Source organism: Mesorhizobium sp. WSM4819 (genome assembly GCF_055811215.1).
Genome location: NZ_JBVVQO010000004.1, coordinates 48,603 through 72,276, shown reverse-complemented (window position 1 = coordinate 72,276; position 23,674 = coordinate 48,603). Strand labels below are relative to the sequence as shown.

Below are 23,674 nucleotides of genomic sequence, written 5' to 3'. Positions count from 1 at the left end.
GGCTGTGGACCCTTCAGTTGGAACGATGCAGGATGTAAAAGCACCTGCTGGCGAATGGCGTATCGGCAATTTCTTCGTCGCCAAAGACAAGCTCGAAGCTGCAGCGCACGGAGATTGTCCTGCGCTCAACGATGGAAGGAACATGCGAGGCGGCGCGATCCAGTTCCGGCGCATGATCGACAACAACGACATCGGCATTGCTGATCATCGAAGAATGCGGCTGGCCAAACGGTTCGCGGCTTCGGTAGGGTTTCGGCGAATAGCCGAGCAGCACGAGGCAGCAGCTGCGCGGCTGGTGCTGGCGAATGGACGCCGCTGGTCCGGACAGATGCAACAGGCTCTCTCCGGCACCGGGCAATGGCGAAGCGGCTTGCAGCATAATCACGTCCGCGAATCAACAGCCTTCCGGGAGGCAAGATTGCGTTGTGTCGCCCGAAATCCCAACCTACAAGACGAATATGATGGATGTCACGCAACCACGCAATGCCGGCATGGACTGGCACGAGCAAGCCTTTGACCTGACGCGGGGAATTGCTGCCTATGTCAAGTGCCCCCTGGTGGCAGCGCTGGCGCGCGTCATCACCAGGCATCCGAACGCCGATATCGCCAACGCCTTCAACCACAAGCAGGTCGCCTGCAAGATGTGGGCGCTCGACAGGCTGTTCGAAAGCTGCGGCGGCCGCTTCGGGCGCATATGGGTTCTGGGTGGATGGTACGGCGTATTGCCGGCAATGCTTTTCAACGACGCCCGCTTCGACGTCGCGGCGGTCGATAGCATCGACATCGATCCCGAAGTCGCGCCGGTCGCCCGGACCCTCAACCGGGAAGCCGGCGACCGGTTTCGGGCGCTGACGGCGGATATGTACGCACTCGACTATGCGGCCGGGCGGCCCGACCTGATGGTCAATACGAGCTGCGAACACATAGCCGATCTGCGCGCCTGGCTTGCTCTGCTTCCGCGGGGCACGACCGTACTGCTGCAATCGAACGATTATTTCAGCGAGCCGACGCACATCAACTGCGTGGCTTCGCTTGCAGCCTTCGAAGCAATGGCGGCGCTACGGGCGGTGCGGTTCTCCGGCGAACTGCCGACAAAAAATTATACGCGCTTCATGCTGATTGGAACCGTTTGACGCATTTCGCCCGGTTTGGGACAACGACATGCATAAACCAGGAGTTGAAGCGCGTCGCACGAATCTCGCCAGATGCGATGCGCGTTAGCATCTATCGTCTGTTTTGATCATGAACTTCTCCGAAACCGGGCCCCACTTTTGGGGACCATGTTCGATACCGCTGGCGCAGAATTTGCGCCGAGCGATGCGCGCCTTCCAGATCGAGACGATGCGCGGCTGGCGTCGGTCCCGCAAGCGCCTGCTCGATCGCTTGCGCCAAACCTTCAGGCGTTAGGTCCTTCTCCATCAGCACCGTTGCAAGACCGAGTTCTTCGAGCCTCAGGGTGCGAACCGTCTGTTCAGTTTCCCCGCCGGCTGCAAATGGAACGAGCAGTGAGCGACAACCCGCGCGCAGGACATCGCAGACCGTGTTGTAACCCGCCTGCGAGACTGACAGGCGGGCGCCGGTCAGCAGGCTGGCGAAATCCTCGCGGAACCGGAAGATGGACAGGACCGGCGAGGCATCGCGTGTGATCGCGTCAAACTCGTCTTTCGGCAGGTTGGGGCCGGTGATCAAACACCATTTCCCAGCGTTGTTGGCATGCCGCGCCGCTGCGATGGTGGAACTGACAAGGCTCTTTCCGGCAGCCCCGCCGCCAACCGACACCAGAACGTCGAACCGCGCGGAGGCCGCGGGCGATGGCGGCGCGGCAACGAGCCCTGTGTAGGTGACCTCGGCCTTGATCGCCCCAGCCAGTGGAAATGTCTTGTCGATGGTTGCGAAAGCCGGATCGCCGTGGACCATGACAAGGTCGAAATGCCTGTTGATCAGATCGACCGTTTCCTCGTTTCGGCCCGGCTTGACGCGCTCCTGAAGGATATCACGGACGGACGTCGCCAGCAGCGGTCTGGGCGACGTCGCGTCGATGGCCTCGATCAGCGGCAGGAGTTCGAAACGCATCTGCCGGCGTCCAAATGGAAACGCCTCGACAATGACGATATCAGGCCTGCAATCCCGGAACGCCTGCAGCAGCATCTCTGAACGCCATCTCTTGAAATCATCGTCGATGGGTTTGCCCCGCAGGTCGACAAGTCCGGAAAATCCTTCATCACGGGAGGTGACAGGTGGCAGGGTTACAGATTTCACACCCACTCCCGGAAACCCCGCGATCGGCGCTCCGCCGGTCACGACGGTTACGTCAAACCCGTCATCGACCAGAGCCGCCGCAATGCGGCTGGCGCGCGCGAGATGGCCGATACCGAGCAGGTGCTGGACATAGAAGAAAGCGCGCAGCCGCTTCATTCGGCGGCCCGCCACTCCCGCTCGAACAGTTCCTTGAGCTGTCCAATGCTTGCCAAATGATCGAAGTTGCCGCGCACGCGCCGCTCTGCGGCGTCGCCGAGGCGGGCGCGCAGCACGGGATCACGGATCAGGCGCTCCAGCGCCTGCGCCAGGGCAATTGGGTTTTCCGTCGGAACCAGCAGCCCGGTTTCATCCGGCGATAGAAGCTCCGGCACGCCGGAAATATCGGTCGACACGCAGGCAAGCCGCTGGCTCGCCGCCTCCACCAGAACATTCGGCAGACCGTCCCGGTCGCCACTTGCTGTGATCCTGCAGGCCAGGGCGAAGATGTCGGCGCAGCGGTAGTGCTCAAGCACCTCCTCCTGCGCAAGCGCGCCTTTCCAAAAGACGCGGCCATCCAGGCCGAGCTTTTGCGCCAGCGCCTTGAACCGTTCCAGTTCCTCGCCGCCGCCGATATGCTCGAAACGCCACGCCAAATCACCAGGCAAGAGGGCAAGGGCCTCCAGCAACGTATCGTAACCTTTCTTTTCAACGGCGCGCCCGACACTCAGAATGATAACCGGTTGGTCCGGCGCCGAGCCGTCATGCTGTTTTCGCGCCTCGCCGAAACTGCCGAAGCGATCAAGGTCGAGCCCATGATAGCTCAGATGCACAGACGCGTTGCCGTTAGCGAGTTTTTTCAGGCGGTCGAAGCCGGTTTTCGTGCAAGTGACCGTCCAGCGGGCCGAGGAAAGCTTGCCAGCTAGATCCCAGTCCGCCGAAGTCCAGATGTCCTTGGCATGGGCCGAGCAGCTCCAGGGCAGGCCACGAAGCTGGCTGGCATAGCGCGTCACCGATGCCGGTGTGTGCGCGAAATGTGCGTGCAGCCAGCCCGCGTCTTCCGGCCATTCGGCCGCCAGCACGAGCGCTTGCCCGAAGCGGCGCGCGCGATTGCGCGTAAAGTCGCGGCCGAGGTCGATAGCCAGCGATCCGAGCGCGCGCCAGAAGCCCGGCCGAAGCAGATAAGCAAACAGCGAGCGAACCACGCGCAGCGGCTCTTCATGCAGATATTCCGGCAGATAATGGACGGGCGCTTTGATCTCGTCATGCACGGGGTGGCGTTTTGCGTCGGTCGGCCGCCTGAGGGCGAAGAGTATCAGGTCGAACCCCGCACGCTCCAGACCGAGCAGTTCCTGCGCGATGAAGGTTTCCGACAGCCGCGGATAGCCCTTCAGAACCACGACGATCTTGCGATGTTGCAACTCAGATCATGCCTTCAATGACCGAAAGGTGATGGCCGCCCCGCCGGTCGAGCAGTTCCGCGACGATTTCAGAAATGTGAGGCAGCCCTTCCAGCGTCAGATGCGGATGGCTCTGCGATGGGCCGGGCCGGGCCGGCAGCACCTCCAGCGCATTGGCAAACCGCTGGGAATCCTCGGCTTCTTCCGGCAAAAGCATCTCAATGAGGCCGAGTTCGGCTGCGCGCCGTGCTCGAATCAGTTGTTCCTCGCGGGGCTTGACGCGCGGCACGATCAGCGCCGGCTTGTCGAAAGACAGTATCTCGCAATAGGTGTTGTATCCGCCCATCGCCACGACCGCCTTGGCGCCGGCAATGAGATCTTCCATGCGGTTGTCGAACTCGATGATCTTGATATAGGGGATCTCGGCCCCCTTCTTGAGCAGCTTGTTGCGCTTGCGCGCCGGCATGTAAGGCCCAAGCACGATCAGCGCCCTATGCTGCAATTGCGGATCCTGCTGATAGGCATCGATGACACTGTGGATCAGGTCGCCGCCGTCACCGCCGCCACCGGTGGTTACGAGGATATAATCGCCCTCGGGCCGGTGGCCGGGCAACTCGTTCTTCTGCAGGCTCCGTTGCAGGAAACCGACGAACTTCATCTTTGCCCTGACAGCCGGCGGCACGTCCAAACCGATCAGCGGATCGTAGAAATCCGGCGGACCATAGACCCAGACCTTGTCGTAGAACAGGCCTATCTTGCGCATCACATCCCTGTGTGCCCACTCTGCTTCGAGCAGATGCGGCGCGTCCATCACCTCGCGCAGGCCGAGCACGAGCGTGGTGCCCCGCGTCTTAAGGTAGGACAGCGTGTCCTCGATCTCACCGCGCAGGCCAAGCGGTTCCTTGTCGACGATGAAGATATCCGGCCGGAAGGTCTCGGCTGTGTGGCGGATGATCGACTGGCGCATCCTTAGCGTCTCATGCAGATCGATATCCTTTTCCAGCGAGGTGTATTCGCCGTTGCGCAACTTGATGACGCTGGGGATCTTCACGAAGTCGACACGGGCGCGGTAGTCGAAGGCGCCAGCGATAGTCGCACCCGAAATGATAAGCACCTGAAGTCCGCGGAAATCCTCGACCAGCGAATGCGCGATCGTCCGGCAGCGCTGCAAGTGGCCGAGCCCGAACGTGTCGTGGCTGTACATGAGAATTCGAGCATTTTGTACGTGCTGGGTCATTGTTGAACGTCTTTTGGAATTCTCGCCTGAGGACCGTGGACGACCCCGCACGAAACCATCCTCGCGGGTCTGCCGACCTGTTTTGGAACATGACGGCGCAATTATCAATTACCCAAGAGGGTCCATATGCAGAAGCCAGGAAGCTGCGTCTGCTCAGCAGCCACGCTGGTCCAGAGAACCTGCATCATTTTCTGGTCTTGATTATCTCGGATTAGCAGCGAAGATTCGGATAAGGCGGCGTTGGCAGAAATAGACGTTTCCAAGGTTGGGGTCGAGCTTTCGAATCGCTTCATCCGCTCCAAGTTCTCTCAAGGGAATCAAGCTATTGAGAGGCGCCTTTCGGGACGCTTTTTGCTTACAAGGCCAGCTTTGCCGCCTCCTGAAAGCCGATGTCCGAGTGACCAGGTTGACGGTCTCTTTCGCGCTAAAAGCAGCCATCAAAGGATGACAGGTCAGCGCTATTTGTCATCTGTCCAAAATCTGCCCCTGCTGATAACCGGCGCTTGCATACATGCCAGTGGTTCTGAATTCTGTCGGACTGACGCCGAAGCCACGTCGGAATACCTTGGCGAAGTAGTTGGGATCTTCGAAGCCGCACATGCCGGAAATATCCTTCACCGGAAGGTCGGCGGACATGGTCAGTAGCTTTGCGGCGCGGTCGAGGCGTCTGTTGAGGACGAACTCAGCCGGAGGAATACCTTCATGCGCCGCGAACACACGCGAGAAATGCGCGCGACTGAGACCCGAAAGCCGCGCCAGCTCATCGACCGGCAACGGCAGATGCAGATGCGCACCGATATAGTCAGTCACCTGACGCACTACCGAATTCTCCGCCACGTCATTTCCGTGCAGTTGGAACACGTCGTCATAGAGTGCCATGGCAGCCTCGTAGGAAATTGCCGAGGCGCGTGCCGGCGTTGAGCCGTCGCCTTTGACCAGCCGGTAGGCGCAGTCGGCCAGACTATCGACGGTCGCTGCCCGCAGGCTGAACACCGGTCCTTTCGTTGCCAGGACCTCTCTATGGATGCGCAACGCTTCCGCCCCATGCATCGATATCCAGAAAAACTCCCAGCGCCCGCCTTTTTCGACCCAGTAGCGGTGCGAATGCGGAACAACCAACAGCATCGTCTCGCCCGGAGCGATGCGGTAGGACCTGGTTCCGTAACGCAGGTTTCCGGTGCCGCTGATGGTGTGCTGCATCACTGTGAACGGCGTCTGCCCGCGCCTGCGGCCATCCCAGCTGTAGCCGGCATCCGTTCTCACGTCGTAGCCGGTGCTCGTCGGCATGGTGTGCAATCGCTGCCGAGCGCGCGGCAGGGAAATCATCTTCATCACCGGTCCAAGGTCGACGAGTTTTTGCAGCACAAAATTACCCTACAAAGCACATCTACGCCCTACCGGAGGGGCGTGATCTTACGCATATTGACCAAAAACAAAAGAGATGAGGATGAAATCCCGGTTGCACGCCGCCTGGTTGCGTGTCTTCCGAATAACACGCCCGGACTGGATTTCCACGAACCGATTTTACCTATCGGTCCAGTCCGCTTGCGGAGAAGGTTCGAATGAGCAGATTTAAGATCGCAATCATTGGCGCGGGCAGCGTCGGTTTCACCAAAAAGCTGTTCACGGACATTTTGTGTGTGCCGGAGCTGCGCGACATCGAGTTCGCACTGACCGACATCAGCGAGCACAATCTCAAGATGATCGAGTCAATTCTCCTGCGGATCGTCAAGTCGAGCCAGCTTCCTGCACGGGTGACCGCGACGACCGACCGCCGCAAGGCGATCGAGGGCGCGCGCTACATCATTAGCTGTGTGCGCGTCGGAGGTCTCGCCGCCTATGCCGACGATATCCGCATCCCCTTGAAATATGGCGTCGACCAGTGCGTCGGCGATACGATCTGCGCCGGTGGCATTCTCTACGGCCAGCGCAACATCCCGGTCATTCTGGATTTCTGCAAGGACATTCGCGAACTGGCCGAGCAAGGCGCGAAATTCCTGAACTATGCCAACCCGATGGCGATGAACACCTGGGCGGCGATCGAATTCGGCAAGGTCGATACGGTCGGTCTCTGCCATGGGGTCCAGCATGGGGCCGAGCAGATTGCCGAGATCCTCGGCGCCGGGGAAGGCGAGCTCGACTATGTCTGCTCCGGCATCAACCACCAGACCTGGTTCGTCGACGTTCGCGTCAAGGGCCGCAAGATCGGCAAGGATGAGCTCGTCGCCGCCTTCGAGGCGCATCCGGTCTTCTCGCGGCAGGAGAAACTCAGGATCGACGTGTTGAAGCGCTTCGGCGTCTATTCGACCGAAAGTAACGGCCACCTGTCGGAATATCTGCCCTGGTACCGCAAACGGCCTGAGGAGACCGCCAAGTGGATCGACATGTCGGACTGGATCCACGGCGAAACCGGCGGTTATCTGCGCTATTCGACCGAAACCCGGAACTGGTTCGAGACCGAGTTCCCGCAATTCCTCGAAGATGCGGGAAAGCCCTTCGATCCCGGGCGCCGCTCGAACGAGCACGCCAGCCACATACTGGAGGCGCTCGAGACCGGCCGGGTCTATCGCGGGCACTTCAACGTCAAGAACGAAGGCGTCATCACCAATCTTCCGTCCGATGCAATCATCGAATCGCCTGGTTTCGTCGATCGCTTCGGCATCAACATGGTGGCCGGCATCACGCTTCCGGAAGCCTGCGCCGCGACCTGCATTTCGTCGATCAATGTCCAGCGCATGTCCGTCCACGCGGCAATCTCCGGCGACATCGACCTCCTGAAACTGGCCGTGCTGCACGATCCGCTGGTTGGCGCCGTCTGCACGCCGGAAGAAGTCTGGCAGATGGTCGACGAGATGGTTGTGGCGCAAGCGCAATGGCTGCCGCAATTCGCCCATGCGATCGACAGCGCCAAGGAGCGGCTGAGCCGCGCGACGGTAAAAACGCGGGAATGGAAGGGCGTCGCCCGCCGCGAGGTTCGCTCGATCGAAGAGATCAGGGCCGAAAAGGAAGCCATGAAGTTGCGCGCGGCCGGCTGAGACATTGGTTGCGATAAGCCAATGTTCCGGAAAACCGGGCGGATAAGATCGTGCCTCGGCGAATGCGCCCGGGCAGCGCGGCACTGTCATCCGAGAAGCGGAATACCGCTTCTGAGAAAGCGGAATACCGCTTCCGAGAAAGCGGAATACCGCTTCGTTCGATGCTTGTAGGAGGAGAGCCATGCCATCGCGGCAGGCCCGAAGCATAAGGGAGAAATCAGGACAATGAACATTTTTGGCCGCATGAAAACCGCCGCCGCGCTCCTGTTTGGTGTATCGGCGTTCGTGATCCAGGCCGTGGCCTCCGAGCCGACGATCGTGCCGGAACAGCCGCCGTTTCCGGCGCAAGGCAAGATCAATTACGTGCCGCGCGATTCAATTCTGGAATTCAAGGCGCTATCCGAATATCTCGAGCCGGAGTGGGTCACCGAAAAATTCGTCAAGACCGGGAAACTGCCTCCGTTGGCCGAGCGGCTGCCGAAGGAGCCGATGGTCTTCAAGACAGGCAACATGCCCGACGGGATAGGCGTCTATGGCGACACGATGCGCCACGTCATCGGCGGCCGGCCGGAAGGCTGGAACTACAGTGCCGGGCAGACGCAAGGCTGGGGCGGCATTGACATTGCGATGTTCGAATGCCTGACGCGCACCGCGCCGCTCTTCCAGGTCGATGCCAAAGACGTCGAGCCGCTGCCCAATCTTGCCCGGAGCTGGGAGTGGTCGGAAGACGGCCACACACTGACGATGAAGTTGATCGAAGGCGCAAAGTGGTCCGACGGAGATCCCTTCGACGCCGATGACGTGATGTTCTATTGGGACGACAATGTCGTCGATCCGAACGTCTCGCCGCTGAACGGTGCAACACCGGAAACGTTCGGAGAAGGCACCACCCTGAAGGCGGTAGACAAATATACGATCGAATGGACTTTTAAGGACGCGTTCCCGCGCCAGCATCTCTATGCGATGGCCTATGGAACCTTCTGCCCTGGCCCCTCGCACATTTTGAAGACCAAGCATCCGAAATATGCAGGCACCACCTACGACGAGTACAAGAACGGCTTTCCGCCGGAATACTTGAATATGCCCGTCATGGGCGCCTGGGTGCCTATCGAATACCGTTCGGACGACGTCATCGTGCTTCGCCGCAATCCTTACTATTGGAAGGTGGACGAAGTGGGAAATCAGCTGCCCTATCTCAACGAGCTGCACTACAAGCTTTCGACCTGGGCCGATCGCGACGTGCAGGCGATCGCCGGGTCCGGCGATATCTCGAACCTGGAGCAACCTGAAAATTTCGTGGAATCGCTGAAGCGCGCCGCACAGGAAACGGCTCCCGCGCGGCTGGCCTTTGGCGCCCGGCTGATCGGCTACAATCTGCGCATGAACTTTTCAGCCAATGGCTGGGGCGAGCCGGACGAGCGGGCGCAGGCCGTACGCGAGCTCAACCGCAACGTCGATTTCCGTAAGGCCGTGACCATGGCCATCGATCGCAAGAAACTCGGCGAATCCCTCGTCAAAGGACCCTTCACCGCGATCTATCCCGGCGGCATTTCCTCTGGCACGAGCTTTTACGACCGCGCCTCGACGGTGTACTACCCGTTCGATCTGGAAGGCGCCAAGGCGCTGCTGGAGAAGGTCGGGTTGAAGGACACGGATGGCAACGGCGCCGTCAACTTCCCGGCCGGTACAGCTGGCGGCTCGGACGTACAGATCGTGCTTCTGGTGAATTCCGACTACAGCACCGATCGCAATCTCGCGGAAGGTCTGGTCGGCCAGATGGAACAGCTTGGCCTCAAGGTCGTGCTCAACACAATCGATGGCGCGAAGCGCGACGCAACCCAGTATGCCGGGCGCTTCGACTGGCTTGTTCGCCGCAACGAGCAGGAACAGACCTCAGTTGTGCAGAACACGACCCAGCTTGCCCCGACCGGTCCGCGCACGAGTTGGCATCACAGGGCAGGAACGGACGGCACGGTCGATCTGATGCCGTTCGAACAGGAACTCGTGGACGTCGTCAATAAGTTCATCTCCAGCAACGACAATGACGAGCGGGCTGATCTGATGAAGCAGTTCCAGAAGGTCTCGACGACGAATCTCGATACGATCGGCCTGACAGAATATCCGGGTGCGCTCATCATCAACAAGCGCTTCTCCAACATTCCGGAAGGCGTGCCGATCTTCATGTTCAATTGGGCGGAGGACACGATCATCCGTGAACGGGTCTTCGTCGCGGCCGACAAGCAGGGCGACTACGAGCTGTTCCCCGAGCAGCTTCCGGGCAAGCCCGGTGAAGGCGGTCCGATCAACTGACCGCAGTCGATTTCCCTCCGGCGAGCATCCGCCGGAGGGGGAGGTTGCGAACTGAACCGTGGAGATACCGCGCCTCGTGAAGGAGCAGATCGCCACGAGCCACAAGAGAAGCAAACACGATCATGTTCAGATTTCTGCTTGTGCGTATCGCCTCGGCGATTCCTGTCCTCTTCGTCCTGAGCGTCGTGACGTTCGCGATCATCCAGGCCCCGCCGGGCGACTACAGCGACTATGTGCGCTCGCAACTGATCAACCAGGGTGGCGCATCCTTCGAAAAGGCCGACGCCCAGGCGCAGGCCTACAAGATCGCGCATGGCCTCGATAAGCCCTTGCCCCTCCAGTACGTCAACTGGATCACCGGCATCGTCACCCGCGGCGATTTCGGCCACAGTCTCTTCTACAACAAGCCTGTCGCCGATGTGGTCGGCGAACGTTTGCCCCGTACGCTGGCGCTGGCGCTCGTCTGCCATATCCTGGCTTCGGTGATCGGCATCACCTTCGGCGTTTTGGCGGCAACCCGGCAATATTCCTGGGTGGACAGCGTGCTGTCGGGGATCTCGTTTCTCGGCATGACGGTACCGCGATTCCTGATGGCGCTGATCATCGTCTATATCCTGGTGTTCCACTTCAATGTCACTGAGATCAACAGTTTCCATTCCGCCCGCTACGGCGGGGCGCCCTGGTCGTGGGGCAAGTTCGTCGATCTGGTCAAGCATGTCTGGCCGGTCATCGCGATCGCTACTTTGGGCGGGCTCGCCTACAACATGCGCGTCATGCGGGGCAATCTTCTCGATACGCTGAACGCCCAATATGTCGAAACGGCTCGGGCCAAGGGCTTGAGCGAGCACACGGTGGTCATGCGCCACGCTGTGCCGAACGCGCTGCATCCGCTCGTTATGTATCAGGGCGTCGTGCTGCCCTACATGCTGACCGGCGAGATCGAAACCGCGATCATCTTCGCCCTGCCGACGGTCGGCCCGGCCATCGTCGGCTCGATGTGGATCGGCGACGTCTATGTCACGGCGACCTTCATGTTGGTTCTGTCGGTGACCCTGATCGTCGGCAACATCATCGCCGACATGCTGCTTGCAGCGCTCGACCCGCGGGTTCGCCTTGGGGGAGGGGCCGACGCATGAAAGCCGACGTCCAATCCATAATCTGCGCCTCCGTGCCGCCGGCCAAAGGCAATGGCAACGAAACCTATACCGCGCTTGTCTGGCGCCGTCTGAAGCGATCCTGGACCGGCATGATAGAGCTGATCCTTGTCTGCCTCCTGATGATCATGACGATATTCGCGGAGTTCTTCGCACCCGTCGATCCGAAGCTGACCGGCGTCGGTTTCGCGCCGCCTCAGACAATCATCATGACGGATCGGGGCGGGAACTTCGTCTTTCCGCCGCGCAGCTATCCGATTCGTGAAACAGATGAATTCGACCCCGTCACGTTCCAGCCGATCGTAGGCCCCGACTACGAAAACCCGCAGACGCTCGGCTTTTTCGTCGAAGGGTTCGGCTACAGGCTTTTCGGACTGATCCCGGCGCAGCGGCATTTCTTCGGCGCCACCGACGGAAGCCCGGTCAATTTCCTCGGCACCGACAAATTCGGCCGCGATGTGCTGTCGCGCATCATCTACGGCTCGCGCATTTCGCTGATGATCGCCCTGACCGTGGTGTTCATCATCACGGTAGTCGGCACGACGGTCGGCATGGTGTCCGGATATTTCGGCGGAAGGTTCGACGCGTGGGTACAGCGCTTCGTCGAACTGGTGCTCGCCTTTCCGCAACTGCCGCTTTATCTCGCGCTCACCTCGCTGATTCCGGTGACGGCGCCGACCAATGTCTTCCTCGCGTTCGTCATCGTCGTCATGTCGGCGCTCGGCTGGGCACAGCTGTCGCGCGAAGTTCGAGGCAAGACGCTGGCGCTGGCGCGGATCGACTATGTGCGGGCGGCGATGGCGATCGGCGCGACCGACCGCCGGATCATCTTTCAGCATATTTTCCCCAACGTCATGAGCCACGTCATCGTCGCCGTCACGCTGGCGATCCCCAATGTCGTGCTGCTTGAATCCTTCCTCGGCTTCCTCGGTTTCGCGGTGAAGCCGCCGCTGATCTCCTGGGGGCTGATGCTGCAGGATACCGCGACATACTCCGTCATTGGGTCCTATCCCTGGATCCTTGCCCCCGTGGGTGTCGTGCTGGTCACCGTCTTTGCGTTCAATGCGCTGGGCGATGGTCTTCGCGACGCCGTCGATCCCTATTGAGAAGGCCGGCACCATGGCTCTGACGGAAAAAACCTCGATTGCGCCGGACGAACGTCACGATCATGCGGTGAGGACCGGCAGTCCGATCATCGACGCCCGCAATGTCGCGGTGACCTTCAAGGTAGAAGGCGGAACCGTCGACGCGGTCAAGGATGTCTCGTTTCAGCTCTATCGCGGCGAGACCATCGCTGTGGTGGGAGAATCCGGCTCCGGCAAGTCGGTGACGGCGCGCACGGTCATGGGCCTGCTCACCAAGCGCGCCACCGTGGCCGTGCACTCGCGGATCGAATATGATGGGAAGAATGTGCTGAAATTCTCCGACCGGCAGCGCCGGGCGCTGCGCGGCGACCGCATTTCGATGATATTCCAGGAGCCGATGAGCTCGCTCAATCCGGTCTACACGGTCGGCGCCCAGATCATCGAGGCGATCCGCGTTCATCAGAAGATGAGCCGCAGGCAAGCAGCGGAGCGTACGCTGGAGCTGTTGCGGCAGGTGCAGATTCCGGACCCGGAAAGCCGCTTCAACCAATATCCGCACCAGCTTTCAGGCGGTCAGCGCCAGCGCGTCATGATCGCCATGGCGCTCGCCAATAATCCGGATGTACTCATCGCCGACGAACCCACGACGGCACTCGACGTCACCGTGCAGGCGCAGATCCTCAACCTCATCCGTGATCTGCAGCAGAAGCTCGGTATGGCGGTAATCCTGATCACTCACGATCTGACGGTCGTTCGCCAGTTTTCCGACTACGTCTATGTCATGAGCCAGGGCGAGGTGAAGGAGCACAACACCACTGAAGCGCTCTTCAAGAACCCGCAGCATCCCTATACGCGCCATCTTCTGGCGTCCGAACCAAAGGGCATGGCCAATCCGACGCCGGTGGACTCAGCCGTCATTCTCGAGGGCAGCAATGTGCGGGTGTCGTTCATGCTGAAGCATGGCGGGTTCTTCAAGCCGCGGCTCAAGGAACTCGTCGCCGTCGACAGCCTCAGCCTAAAGCTTCACCGGTACGAAACGCTGGGGCTGGTCGGCGAATCCGGGTCCGGCAAGACGACGTTCGGGCAGGCGCTGGTGAAGCTCCTGACGGCCGACGGCGGCGAAATCTTCTTCGACGGCGAACCGATCCACGCAAGGACACGTGACCAGATGCGGCCGCTCAGATCGCGGATGCAGGTTGTCTTTCAGGATCCGTTCTCCTCGCTCAATCCGCGCATGTCGGTCGGCCAGATCATCGAGGAGGGGCTGATCGTCAATCGGCTCGGCGACAACAAAAGTGATCGGTTGCAGCGCGTGGAGCAGGCGCTTGTCAGCGCCGGGCTTCCGCACAACATCCTGTCGCGCTTTCCGCACGAGTTTTCCGGCGGACAGCGCCAGCGCATCGCTATTGCGCGGGCAATCGCACTCGAACCGGAATTCATCCTGCTCGATGAGCCGACATCGGCGCTCGATCTCTCCGTTCAGGCCCAGATCATCGACCTCCTGCGCAAACTGCAGGACGAGCGCGGCCTGAGCTATCTCTTCATTTCCCACGATCTCAAGGTCGTACGCGCGCTTTGTCATCGGGTCGTGGTGATGCAGCACGGTAAAATCGTCGAGGAGGGACCCGTCGACGAGGTTCTTTCCCATCCGAGGACCGCCTACACCGAACGGCTCGTCAAGGCCGCGTTCGAGGTAGCCGCGTAAATCGCAGACAAGAGGCGCAATTCATGACGAGACAACCCAAAATCACGTTCATCGGGGCCGGTTCCACCGTCTTCATGAAGAATGTCATCGGCGATGTGCTGCAGCGGCCGTCTCTTTCGGGCGCTACCATCGCGCTGATGGACGTCAATCCGCAGCGCCTGGAAGAAAGCGAGATCGTCGCCGGAAAGCTGGTCAAGACGCTTGGCGCTGCGGCGACCATCGAGACGCATTCCAGCCAGCGCAAGGCCCTGGAAGGCGCGGATTTCGTCGTCGTTGCCTTCCAGATTGGCGGCTACGAGCCCTGCACGGTCACTGATTTCGAGGTGCCGAAGAAATACGGCCTGCGCCAGACGATCGCCGATACGCTCGGTGTTGGCGGCATCATGCGGGGTTTGCGCACCGTGCCGCATCTCTGGAAAATTTGCGAAGACATGATGGCAATCTGCCCCGACGCCATCCTCCTGCAATACGTCAACCCGATGGCGATCAACACCTGGGCGATTGCGGAAAAGTATCCGCTCATCAAGCAGGTCGGTCTCTGCCATTCGGTGCAGGGAACGGCTTTCGAACTCGCCCGAGATCTCGAAATCCCGCTCGAGGAAATCCGTTACCGTGCCGCCGGCATCAACCACATGGCCTTCTACCTGAAATTCGAGCATCGGCAGGCCGATGGCAGCTACCGCGACCTTTATCCGGATCTCGTGCGCGGCTACCGCGACGGGCGATTTCCGAAACCCAGCCACTGGAATCCGCGCTGCCCGAACAAGGTGCGTTACGAGGTGCTGACCCGCCTCGGCTATTTCGTCACCGAAAGCTCGGAGCATTTCGCCGAATACACGCCCTATTTCATCAAGGACGGCAGGCCCGATCTGATCGAGAAGTTCGGCATTCCGCTCGATGAATATCCCAAGCGCTGCATCGAGCAGATCGAGCGTTGGAAAGGGCAGGCGGCCGCCTACCGGAGCGCCGAGAACATCGAGATCGAGGAGAGCCATGAATATGCTTCCTCGATCATGAACTCGGTCTGGACCGGCGAGCCCTCGGTTATTTACGGCAATGTCCGCAACAATGGCTGCATCACCTCGCTGCCGGAAAATTGCGCGGCGGAAGTGCCGTGCCTGGTCGATGCGTCCGGCATCCAGCCGACCTTCATCGGCACCTTGCCGCCGCAACTGACGGCGCTCATTCGCACCAATGTCAATGTGCAGGAACTGACTGTCGCGGCCTTGGTGACGGAAAACCGCGAGCATCTTTATCACGCGGCGATGATGGATCCGCATACCGCCGCCGAACTCGATCTCGACCAGATCTGGTCGCTGGTCGATGACCTGCTCGCCGCGCACCGCGACTGGATTCCGGAGTGGGCGCGGATCTCGAAAAACGTGCAGGCAGCGTAAGGACGGAACGGTCCTGGTTTGGAGCCTCGATTCTCATCTCAAAAGGCAGACGTCCGGAAAGTGTAGCCGAATGGTCTTTGGCGCCTGGATAAACCGCCTGTCAGCCAACGAAGAGTACCATCGCAGGATGTAGTTTTTTGAGATTTGGGAGCGATTTCGACTGCCAAGGTATTTCCGAGCTTCCCCGGACAATGAGTTGGATCTCTGGATGCTTTCTGACCTCTATGGTAAATTTGGCCAATAAATTGATGCCCGACGAGTTAAGAAACTCCAAGTCTGATACATGTATCGTTATAGTAGTAGGATTGGAGGTAAGGACATTCATCATTAGCTGCAAAATAGGCGCATAGGCCTCAGAACTGGACAACCTCATTACGCCGTCAAAATAAACATCGCTTCCTTCGTTCCACACGCGATAATTTGTCGTTGTTATGTCCACGATTTTGTCTTCATTTCGTTTTAGTTATAAGTTTCTGATGATACCACAATTGAAGCATATGTTTCCAGGCGAACCTGATCCCTTTCGTCGGCGGGGCTGAAGACCCAAGCCAGGCTCGCGCCATAGTCGCTCATCAACGTCAGCAATCCAAGACCGGAATTTGTTGTCTGAGGGTCCGCGGCATTCTCTTCGATTCGCTGGATCAGGAGCTCACCCGGATCGCCGGCTGTGATCTCCGACAGAAGATTTTGAAATTTAGCCGTCGTTTCGACGTCAACAACATTCGAAACCTTGATTTTAAAACTTTCCGATTCTATGGCCGCCTCGATCGTGATCTCGCCTGGCGCACGAAACTTGACCGCATTTTCAATCAGTTCGTTGACTAGATAGCCAATGCTGTGTCGCACTTCCCTGTAGTCGTTGCGAGAAGACTGGAAGCGCAGGGCAAAAACGTCCGCGATGAAGTCCGAAGTAGTAGCGCAATGATGCCAACTCAGGTCGAGAGGTCCATCGAACAATCGCACGCGGCTGACGCTCTCTCTCATTCCAATTGCAAAGTCGGCTGTTCCGAACAGTGTTGTCATTCCTACTTGTGCCTCATGATCACGAGCGTGATGTCGTCGTGGATTTTCTGTGTTCCGATATGCGCCATCAGGTCCTCAATAATTCCAGTTTTGATCTCCTCGGCGCTCCTGCGATGATAGTGGCGCGCACTGTTGGAGAGGCGTATCAAACCGAACAATTTTCCCTCCTGATCTTCCGCCTCGGTCACACCATCCGTGTGGAGCACGATCACATCGCCGCTGTTGAACGGAATGTCGCGCGTTGCGATAAACGGCAAGATGTTGCGTTCGAGGCCGATCGGCAGACCAAGATTGGCGGTATCGATACGCTCGATCTCTCCATTTGCACGAACGACGAGAACCTCCTCATGCTGCCCTGACAGGGTCACCCTCCCATTCTCAAAGTCAAGAAAGGCCAGCGAGAGATGCTTGTCGGTGTTGGTCCGTTCGATATTTTTATAGATGGCTCTGTTCAGTCGATCGAGAAACTGACGTGGATTGTCCTCGCCAGTCTCCTGCAGTGCGCGTGCAACGGATTGAACCATCAGCATCAGCACACCGCTTTCGAGCCCGTGGCCTGTGACATCGCCGATCCCGATCTTGACCCGCGATCCCTCTTGCAAGACGTCGTAGTAGTCGCCGCCGACCTCGTCGGCCGGCCGCATATAAGCGGCGATTTCGACCCCGTGGATGGCTTCGAGTTCGCTGGCTCTCGGCAGAACCATCATCTGGATATGTTTGGCAACTGCAAGCTCTGCACCAAGGCGGAGGTTCTCATCTCGCAATTTGCTGTTGAGGGCGGAAATCTCCTGATTTGCGTCTTCAAGCTCCTTCGTTCTTTCATCGACGATTTGCTCGAGATTTTCCGTATGGAAGCTGATCTCCTCCGCCATCCGGTTGAACGCGATCCCCACCTCTCCCACTTCGTCATGCGTCGGAATGCTTACTCGAACTGAATAGTCTTGTGCCTGGAGCCGCTTTGCGGCTGCTGCAAGCGCGCTGAGGCCTGCGGTGATCCGCTTTGAGATTCCGAAGACAGCCGCAAAGACAATCAGGAGCGAAATGATAATTGCGATGATCTGGGAGACCAGGATCCGGTTGGTCGCGCTGGAAATGCTCTGTTGCGCTGCAAGCAGAGAAGCATAGATTTCCCGCTCCGGGACGACGAAGCCGAGCATCTGGTTTTCGGCTGTGATGGACCCCGTGCTATTCCAGAGATTGACTGCCTCCAGTCGGCGAAGCGCGACGATGTGAGGTTCGGCTTCGCCATCCTCCCAAATCGAAATATGCTTGATGACCGTCTTGTCGTCGGCAGGAAGTTCGAGCGCCGCAACGGCCGAATGCGTACTCTTTTTGAGCGAGCGATCGAGTCCGGTAACGCCTTGACCCGCCGCACCGCTTGCAATCTTGAGCCCCAGCGTTTTCTCGCCTTCGGGCTTGATCGCGAGCACATTGCCATTCGACATGGTGAGAAAACCGAAGCCCGTCTCAGCGACCTTCACGCTTTCGACGATTTCAGCGAGTTGATCGAGCGTTACGTCGGAAGCGACCATGCCGGCGACATCCTTGCGGTCCTTCGTCCAGAGCGGATGGAAGAAACTCACTATGAGCTTGCCGGTAATCGCATCGATATATGGGGCAGTCGCCGTGATGTCATCGCCTTTTACGGGGCGCGAATTCGGGTCCCTGATCCACCCCTGCCAGCGCTCATAGACGCCAGGAAAGAAGAAATCCCAGAAATTTGCGTTGTTGTGGCCCGGATAGAGCTTGTCGAAGGTTTGCGCCTGATCGGAGTAAGGAGTCGTGCGCATGATAGGTGCTGCCTTCGGTCCAACGTAATAGACCTGCAACTTCCTGGCGCCTGTTGCCATTTGGCTTGGGCCAAAAATGTCGAACGCCGCACTCTCCTGAATTTTGTGGAGAATTTCGGGCTTCGGTCGGCCATCGGGGGAGAGAAGATATCCCCAGATACTCAAGACCGAAGGCGACCCTTGTGGGCTCTGCATCCAGTTTCCCTTGGGGTCATGTATAAGCGGCGCATTGAAATAGGAGTCCGTCGCCAGCGCGTTGCCGATTGCCTCCTTCGCCTCTGGATGATCGATCAGTCTCTGCATGGAGCCTGCAAGTGCGGTAACCTCGGAGTGCATTTGGTCGAAGAGGAGATCGGCGCGCAGAGCAGTCGTCTCGATATAATTCTGGAGGTATTCCTGGCTCGCCTTGGTGAGGCCGCTCTCGATCTGGTACGTCGCGTCGCGGGAAAGCCGGTTGACGTTCCACAGGGCGACGCTCCCACCGACCAGGAGGTCGAAGAGCACCGCCCCGCCTACAACGATTATGAATTTCGCGCGGAAGCTGTTAGGCCGGAAAACGGACCAGGGTTTGGGGGAAATGGCATGCGACTCGCTCACAGTGGCTTACGTCCCGATGCAACCCAGATTGGCCAGCCGGCATATCCCTTGGGGTGGAGCGCAGCGAAAATGTGATCCTGGAAACCCTGTCGGAACCGCCTGATGAACGCCGGCGGGTCACCTCGCTTTGTCGCCATCTCGCCTGCATAGACGTTCTCCCATGCCGCGACGACATCTGCGAAGTCCTGCGGATCGCCGTCGTGGTTGGTGACCACGAAAGACTCGACTCGAATGTCTTCGAACCCCGCTTCGACCAGGTATCGACGGCTTTTGGGGCCGAGCTCGATATCCATCTGGAAGTGCGCCCAAAGCTTGGCGACTTCATTATAGGTCCACTGGATGCTATCGGCGCGCGGTTCGCCCAGACAGTGCGAGTTCTTTTCATTCGTGATGTAGACGCGTCCGCCCGGCTTGCAGATGCGAAAGAGTTCCTTGAGAATCAGTTCGGGCTTGTTGAACACCTGCAGGGAGTGTCGGCATGTGACCAAGTCAAACTGATCTTGGTCGAGCAGCATTTCTGACGCGTCGCCATAGGTATATTCGATTCCTCCGATATCGAACGCCGCAGCCACGCTTCGCGCATAAGCAAGGCTTGATCTGGAATGGTCGAGAGCGACAATCCGTGACGGCTGAAATTCTTTCTGCACGAGCACGGCGAAGTCACCAATTCCGCAACAGATGTCGGCCATGATGATACCGGATTGCATGCCGTGTCGCGGCAAGATTGTGCGCTCGTGGCGCCAAGTCATCTTCGTCTGTGTGCGGAGGATCGGAATGAAGCCGCCTTCTTCGAGGAAGCTCTGCCCCGGATAGAAATCACTGTCATACTCTTGAACCGTGATGTTCGCTTCGATTCCGTTCAAGCGCCCGAATTTTGTGGTCGTCCACCCGACAACGCTTGACGTTACGAGTACGAACCTGAGATCTGGTCGAGCACGACAGGCGTCAATAATGACCCGCGAGAAAGCATGAAATGCGGTGTTGTTCATTTGCGTCAATCGTTTGACGTTTACGTACAGGGTACCGCGTACACGAGCGATTGATTCCTTCAACAGGGCAATGCTGGGCGCAAGCTCATCGATCGACTGGGGCCGCAGTATTCCCGATATCGAGAACTCCTGATCGTTTACATCGTATTGCGCTCTGAAACGCGGGAAAAGGTTGTACGCGCTCAACTTGGCATGCCCTCAAGCGGAAGATCGACGACAAGAGTGATGATGTCAGCGCCGACTTGCTCGACTCGAAGGGTCGCGTTGTAGTCGATGGCGAGTTCCAAGAGAACGACTTCACGACTGGGCGCGAGGTCTCCGGACACTGAGTTGAGATAGCGCTCCATTGCCTCGGATCCCGTAATTTGAAACACCGCTTCTTCAAAGAATTGTCGTTCTTCGGGCATGCAAGGGAATGTCAGTTCGATCCTGTCCGTCTCACCCCGGCGGGACACCCTACAGGCTATTTCACCGCCGTAATGCCGCGTACGAAAGGCGACCTCCAATAATTCGTTCAACGCAGAGGAAAAGAGGTTTGAATGCCGTACGGAGTCAGGTCTGTTATGGCTGATCATTCGCGCCGAGTAGGTCGAGAGTTGATCGCAGAGTATCCAATCAGACATAAAGGTTTTGACGTCCAAATCGATCTGGATCATTGTCTCAAAGACTGCTTCGCCATCTTCGTCATGAGAAGCAATATTCATCGGCGTTCCTCACTCGTTTCTGGCTGCATTTTAGTCGAGCGATGCGACCCCTCAATTTCGTCCACGCCGCTATGCATGGGGCCGGACGCTGGATCGCCAGATTTCGTCCCCGCTTTCGCGTATTAGTTCCTTGGAAGATCGCCTGATGAAATCGCGCGTTGCCTCGGCTCCGAGTGGCCGTCCCAGGAAGTCGCCCTGGAGGTAATCACAGTCTTCCCTGATCAGCCACTGTGCCTGTCCCGGCGTTTCAACTCCCTCCGCGGTGACGCTTATTCCCAAGCCGTGCGCCATGCCTATGATCGATCGCACGATCGTCTGACTTTTTCGATCGGTTTCTATGTCTTTTATGAAGTATCGGTCTATCTTCAATGTGTCGAACGGGAAGTTCTTAAGGTAACTCAACGAGGAGTAGTAGGTGCCGAAATCGTCTAGCGCGATCCTTATCCCGAGGACATTCAGGGTATTCAGTGTGTCAATGTTGTCGACGGTTTGCTCGAGAAGAACGGTTTCGGTAATCTCGAGCTCAAGCCGGTCGGCGCGGATTCCGACTGCGTCGACGATCTGAGCAACCGTGTCCGTGAGCGAACCGCTCAGGAACTGCGCCGGCGACAGGTTCACGGCGACCGTCAGTGAAGACGGCCATCTCGTTGCTTGGCGGCAGGCTTCTTCGATCACCCATCGTCCAATCTCGTCCATGAGGCCGTCGGCTTCGGCGATCGGTATGAACACGCTCGGAGGAATGGTCCCGACTTCGGGATGCCGCCATCGCAGCAGCGCTTCGAAGCCCACGACCGATGCGGGAGCCCGAATGAGCGGTTGATATTCAAGATAAAGCTCGTTCCGGTCCAGCGCCATTCGAAGACTGCGCCTCAGGTTTTCACGCTGTTCGAGCAGGAGCTGCATCGAGCGATTGAAAATTCGCGCACAGCCGCGTCCGTCTCTTTTGGCTGCATAAAGGGCGATATCCGCGGCCTTCATCAACTGCTCGCCCTCGGTCGCGTGTCCCGGTCCGAATGCAATTCCGATGCTCGCGCCGACGAAGACGGGGATGTCGTTGATCATAAACGGCGCCTTGAATGCTTCAATTAACGCCCCCGCGAGGCGTTCCGCTTCGGCGGGCTGTCCCGTACGCGATTGAATGACGGCGAACTCGTCTCCAGCTAACCGGTATGCGAGTTCGCCGTCCTGCAGCGTGTCCCGGATCCGGCCTGCTGCCAGTTGAAGCAACGTATCGCCCGTGCCATGGCCGAGTGTGTCATTGACCGCTTTGAAACCGTCAAGGTCGATTTGCAGCAGGGCAGTGGCATTTGGCTCATCGACCACCGACAGAGCTTGTTGCAGGTTTTCGCTGAACCGCCGCCGGTTCTGCAATCCGGTTAATGCGTCGTGCGTCGCCTGATGAAGGAGCATCATACGCTCTTGCTCTTCCGGTGAGCCTCGCCCGCCCTGCTCCCTTTCTCTGGATTCAATGATTCCAATTCCATTCGCAGCGCCGAAAACGACAGCGGAACGGGGCGCCTCCCCCAGCGATCGCTGGAGATTGACATTTATTGGAGTGCCGCCGCGCAGCACGCGAACAAATTTTTCGATGAGCTCAGTGTCGACGTTCGGATAAATCTCCCTCAGAGCGACGCCCGCAACTAGCGGGCGGCTGTGGATGCTTTTGAGGTTGGTTGCGTAGTGCGTCAGGCGGAAGTCCTGATCATAGAACGACACACCATCAGTCGTGTTCGCCAAAAAGTCCAGGAGACGTGCTTCGCTGATGGAGGACGGATGACTCGGTGAAAGCTCTTCCCTGTTCGCTCCGGCACCCAGTGCTTTCGGACGTAAGAGCCACTTCCAAAGGCGGTACAAAATCCGCATCTCCTCATCCCTACGGTGAAGCTAGCAAACCATAAGGCTAGTTGCAAACCTATAGGTTGCGGCGGTGCTTGCGGGCAAGTCATAGAAACGCCATTGGCGGAACCGTTGGCGGAAACGCAAAGATTGTGCCCGCGGATGGGCTGGACCGAAGATCCAAAAGGCTCCCCAGCTTCGGAGAATGATGGACATTCGGAGAGCAGATTGAATGGGAAGGTTGTTTCCGCTCTCCCCAGCTTTCGGCCGCACATCCCGCAAACGCTGGGCTTCCGGGAGCCATGAAGGCCGGAGAATTGTTGGGCAATTTTGAAGCTGGTAGCGGGAGGGCGCTACCGCCTTTCCCCACATTCAGAGAACGGCCAGTTCAGGCTTCGCTGCACTGGCTGAGCAATTTGCGCCGTTCATTCTAAGGCAGCCGTTGGCCTTGCGCTGCAATGCGCGAGGCCGACGGTGTCCTGAAATGGACTTGGCGCACGCGTGATCATGCTGGCCGCGGCAGGGCTGCACTATCCCGGCGACTATGAGTTTGCCCTGGCCGGCATTCACACCAAGCGGTGGGAGGCGCTGCAGGCAGGCGAAATCGACTGCGCTCCGCAGCCCGCACCATGGAATTTCCTCGCGCAGAACCAGGGCTACAATCTGCTCGGGGAAGTCAGCGCCGCAATCCCCGAGATCGTCTTCACCGCTGTCATCGGCAAGGCATCCTGGCTCGCAGCGAACCGGGATCTCGTGGCCCGCTTCCTCAAGACGCTGATCGAGGCGCATTCGGTTACGAATGAAGCGGCCAACCATGGCATCACCCTGCCGATCTTCCAGCGCATTACCACACCCGAAAGCGAATCCCTGGCGCGACGGGGCCTGGAATATATGCGTGGCATGGGCATGTGGCCGCAGGGCCTGGCCATGCCAGACAAGGCGCTCAAGACGACGATCGACCTGATGGTCAGGGCGAACCTGCTCGACAAGTCGAAGTGCGATGTTGCCGAAGGCGTCTTCGACAGGCGCTATCTGGAAGGCGCCGCCTGATCACCAGCGGCCGGCGAAAATCTTCCACCGGCAGGCGCACGATGTTGTCTTTTATCGTGCAGCCCTTGCTGATCGGATCAAGCGCGCTTTCAGGGAGGAGTAAAACGCGTGCTGCTCTTCCTCGACT

Annotated in this window: 19 protein-coding genes; 9 read left to right on the top strand and 10 right to left on the bottom strand. The window is 58.8% G+C overall.

The genetic code is table 11. The features are described 5' to 3' along the window. Positions 1-25: 25 nt before the first annotated feature. The gene (locus AC0L18_RS05740) at positions 26-517 is read left to right on the top strand and encodes a hypothetical protein (protein ID WP_287219930.1); all 492 of its coding nucleotides are present in this window, start codon (positions 26-28) and stop codon (positions 515-517) included. Continuing rightward, positions 459-1,133 (top strand): methyltransferase domain-containing protein, encoded by a 675-nt coding sequence (locus AC0L18_RS05735; RefSeq protein WP_473490988.1) that lies wholly within the window; start codon positions 459-461, stop codon positions 1,131-1,133. The genes AC0L18_RS05740 and AC0L18_RS05735 overlap by 59 nt, the downstream gene beginning before the upstream one ends. A 91-nt stretch (positions 1,134-1,224) precedes the next feature. On the opposite strand, the gene AC0L18_RS05730 is transcribed toward AC0L18_RS05735, so the two are convergent. The 4 genes from AC0L18_RS05730 to AC0L18_RS05715 all read right to left on the bottom strand — a co-directional run bounded on the left by AC0L18_RS05730 (position 1,225) and on the right by AC0L18_RS05715 (position 6,204). Further along, positions 1,225-2,415, bottom strand: coding sequence for a glycosyltransferase family protein (locus AC0L18_RS05730; protein ID WP_473490987.1), 1,191 nt, complete (start codon positions 2,413-2,415; stop codon positions 1,225-1,227). Next, complete coding sequence (locus AC0L18_RS05725; RefSeq protein ID WP_473490986.1) at positions 2,412-3,656, bottom strand: glycosyltransferase; 1,245 nt, start codon at positions 3,654-3,656, stop codon at positions 2,412-2,414. The genes AC0L18_RS05730 and AC0L18_RS05725 overlap by 4 nt, the downstream gene beginning before the upstream one ends. Position 3,657: 1 nt before the next feature. After that, on the bottom strand, positions 3,658-4,872 hold the full coding sequence (locus AC0L18_RS05720; protein WP_473490985.1) for a glycosyltransferase family protein: 1,215 nt from the start codon (positions 4,870-4,872) through the stop codon (positions 3,658-3,660). A gap of 465 nt (positions 4,873-5,337) precedes the next feature. Next, positions 5,338-6,204 (bottom strand): helix-turn-helix domain-containing protein, encoded by an 867-nt coding sequence (locus tag AC0L18_RS05715; RefSeq protein WP_473491157.1) that lies wholly within the window; start codon positions 6,202-6,204, stop codon positions 5,338-5,340. A 230-nt stretch (positions 6,205-6,434) separates the two neighbouring features. On the opposite strand from AC0L18_RS05715, the gene melA (AC0L18_RS05710) reads away from it, so the two are divergent. From melA (AC0L18_RS05710) to melA (AC0L18_RS05685), 6 genes are all read left to right on the top strand, one after another. Next, positions 6,435-7,907 (top strand): alpha-galactosidase, encoded by a 1,473-nt coding sequence (melA, locus tag AC0L18_RS05710; protein WP_473490984.1) that lies wholly within the window; start codon positions 6,435-6,437, stop codon positions 7,905-7,907. 225 nt (positions 7,908-8,132) lie between these two features. Beyond that, a complete protein-coding gene (locus tag AC0L18_RS05705) occupies positions 8,133-10,217 on the top strand; it encodes an ABC transporter substrate-binding protein (RefSeq protein ID WP_473490983.1) in 2,085 nt (694 codons plus the stop codon). Positions 10,218-10,339: 122 nt separating this feature from the next. Continuing rightward, on the top strand, positions 10,340-11,353 hold the full coding sequence (locus AC0L18_RS05700) for an ABC transporter permease (RefSeq protein ID WP_473490982.1): 1,014 nt from the start codon (positions 10,340-10,342) through the stop codon (positions 11,351-11,353). Then, entirely contained in the window at positions 11,350-12,477 is a 1,128-nt protein-coding gene (locus AC0L18_RS05695; RefSeq protein ID WP_473490981.1) for an ABC transporter permease, read from the top strand. The genes AC0L18_RS05700 and AC0L18_RS05695 overlap by 4 nt, the downstream gene beginning before the upstream one ends. A 13-nt stretch (positions 12,478-12,490) precedes the next feature. Further along, positions 12,491-14,161 (top strand): ABC transporter ATP-binding protein, encoded by a 1,671-nt coding sequence (locus AC0L18_RS05690; RefSeq protein WP_473490980.1) that lies wholly within the window; start codon positions 12,491-12,493, stop codon positions 14,159-14,161. A 23-nt stretch (positions 14,162-14,184) separates the two neighbouring features. Next, positions 14,185-15,558, top strand: coding sequence for an alpha-galactosidase (melA, locus tag AC0L18_RS05685; protein ID WP_473490979.1), 1,374 nt, complete (start codon positions 14,185-14,187; stop codon positions 15,556-15,558). A 100-nt stretch (positions 15,559-15,658) separates the two neighbouring features. Here melA (AC0L18_RS05685) and AC0L18_RS05680 read toward each other — a convergent pair whose 3' ends face one another. From AC0L18_RS05680 to AC0L18_RS05655, 6 genes are all read right to left on the bottom strand, one after another. Beyond that, positions 15,659-15,997 carry a slr1659 superfamily regulator gene (locus AC0L18_RS05680; protein ID WP_023797948.1) on the bottom strand — a complete coding sequence of 113 codons (339 nt, stop codon included), beginning with the start codon at positions 15,995-15,997 and terminating at the stop codon, positions 15,659-15,661. 20 nt (positions 15,998-16,017) lie between these two features. Beyond that, positions 16,018-16,581, bottom strand: a complete 564-nt coding sequence (locus AC0L18_RS05675; RefSeq protein ID WP_023797947.1) for a slr1658 superfamily regulator — start codon at positions 16,579-16,581, stop codon at positions 16,018-16,020. A gap of 2 nt (positions 16,582-16,583) precedes the next feature. Next, positions 16,584-18,950 carry a SpoIIE family protein phosphatase gene (locus tag AC0L18_RS05670; protein ID WP_473491156.1) on the bottom strand — a complete coding sequence of 789 codons (2,367 nt, stop codon included), beginning with the start codon at positions 18,948-18,950 and terminating at the stop codon, positions 16,584-16,586. A gap of 14 nt (positions 18,951-18,964) precedes the next feature. After that, complete coding sequence (locus tag AC0L18_RS05665; protein WP_473490978.1) at positions 18,965-20,143, bottom strand: methyltransferase domain-containing protein; 1,179 nt, start codon at positions 20,141-20,143, stop codon at positions 18,965-18,967. After that, entirely contained in the window at positions 20,140-20,661 is a 522-nt protein-coding gene (locus AC0L18_RS05660; protein WP_236389247.1) for a ubiquinone biosynthesis methyltransferase UbiE, read from the bottom strand. Before AC0L18_RS05660 ends, AC0L18_RS05665 begins: the two co-directional genes overlap by 4 nt. Positions 20,662-20,730: 69 nt before the next feature. Beyond that, positions 20,731-22,524, bottom strand: a complete 1,794-nt coding sequence (locus AC0L18_RS05655) for a putative bifunctional diguanylate cyclase/phosphodiesterase (protein WP_473490977.1) — start codon at positions 22,522-22,524, stop codon at positions 20,731-20,733. 480 nt (positions 22,525-23,004) lie between these two features. On the opposite strand from AC0L18_RS05655, the gene AC0L18_RS05650 reads away from it, so the two are divergent. Beyond that, a complete protein-coding gene (locus AC0L18_RS05650) occupies positions 23,005-23,547 on the top strand; it encodes an ABC transporter substrate-binding protein (protein ID WP_473491155.1) in 543 nt (180 codons plus the stop codon). The last annotated feature ends 127 nt before the right edge of the window (positions 23,548-23,674 follow it).

Bases quoted from the DNA above. Each gene is read 5' to 3' on its own strand.
- AC0L18_RS05695 (WP_473490981.1), top strand. From the start codon at position 11,350: ATGAAAGCCGACGTCCAATCCATAATCTGCGCCTCCGTGCCGCCGGCC.
- AC0L18_RS05650 (WP_473491155.1), top strand. From the start codon at position 23,005: ATGCTGGCCGCGGCAGGGCTGCACTATCCCGGCGACTATGAGTTTGCC.
- AC0L18_RS05705 (WP_473490983.1), top strand. From the start codon at position 8,133: ATGAACATTTTTGGCCGCATGAAAACCGCCGCCGCGCTCCTGTTTGGT.
- AC0L18_RS05700 (WP_473490982.1), top strand. From the start codon at position 10,340: ATGTTCAGATTTCTGCTTGTGCGTATCGCCTCGGCGATTCCTGTCCTC.
- AC0L18_RS05655 (WP_473490977.1), bottom strand. From the start codon at position 22,524: ATGCGGATTTTGTACCGCCTTTGGAAGTGGCTCTTACGTCCGAAAGCA.
- AC0L18_RS05720 (WP_473490985.1), bottom strand. From the start codon at position 4,872: ATGACCCAGCACGTACAAAATGCTCGAATTCTCATGTACAGCCACGAC.
- AC0L18_RS05740 (WP_287219930.1), top strand. From the start codon at position 26: ATGCAGGATGTAAAAGCACCTGCTGGCGAATGGCGTATCGGCAATTTC.
- AC0L18_RS05675 (WP_023797947.1), bottom strand. From the start codon at position 16,581: ATGACAACACTGTTCGGAACAGCCGACTTTGCAATTGGAATGAGAGAG.
- AC0L18_RS05735 (WP_473490988.1), top strand. From the start codon at position 459: ATGATGGATGTCACGCAACCACGCAATGCCGGCATGGACTGGCACGAG.
- AC0L18_RS05690 (WP_473490980.1), top strand. From the start codon at position 12,491: ATGGCTCTGACGGAAAAAACCTCGATTGCGCCGGACGAACGTCACGAT.
- AC0L18_RS05730 (WP_473490987.1), bottom strand. From the start codon at position 2,415: ATGAAGCGGCTGCGCGCTTTCTTCTATGTCCAGCACCTGCTCGGTATC.
- melA (WP_473490979.1), top strand. From the start codon at position 14,185: ATGACGAGACAACCCAAAATCACGTTCATCGGGGCCGGTTCCACCGTC.
- melA (WP_473490984.1), top strand. From the start codon at position 6,435: ATGAGCAGATTTAAGATCGCAATCATTGGCGCGGGCAGCGTCGGTTTC.
- AC0L18_RS05660 (WP_236389247.1), bottom strand. From the start codon at position 20,661: ATGAATATTGCTTCTCATGACGAAGATGGCGAAGCAGTCTTTGAGACA.
- AC0L18_RS05715 (WP_473491157.1), bottom strand. From the start codon at position 6,204: ATGAAGATGATTTCCCTGCCGCGCGCTCGGCAGCGATTGCACACCATG.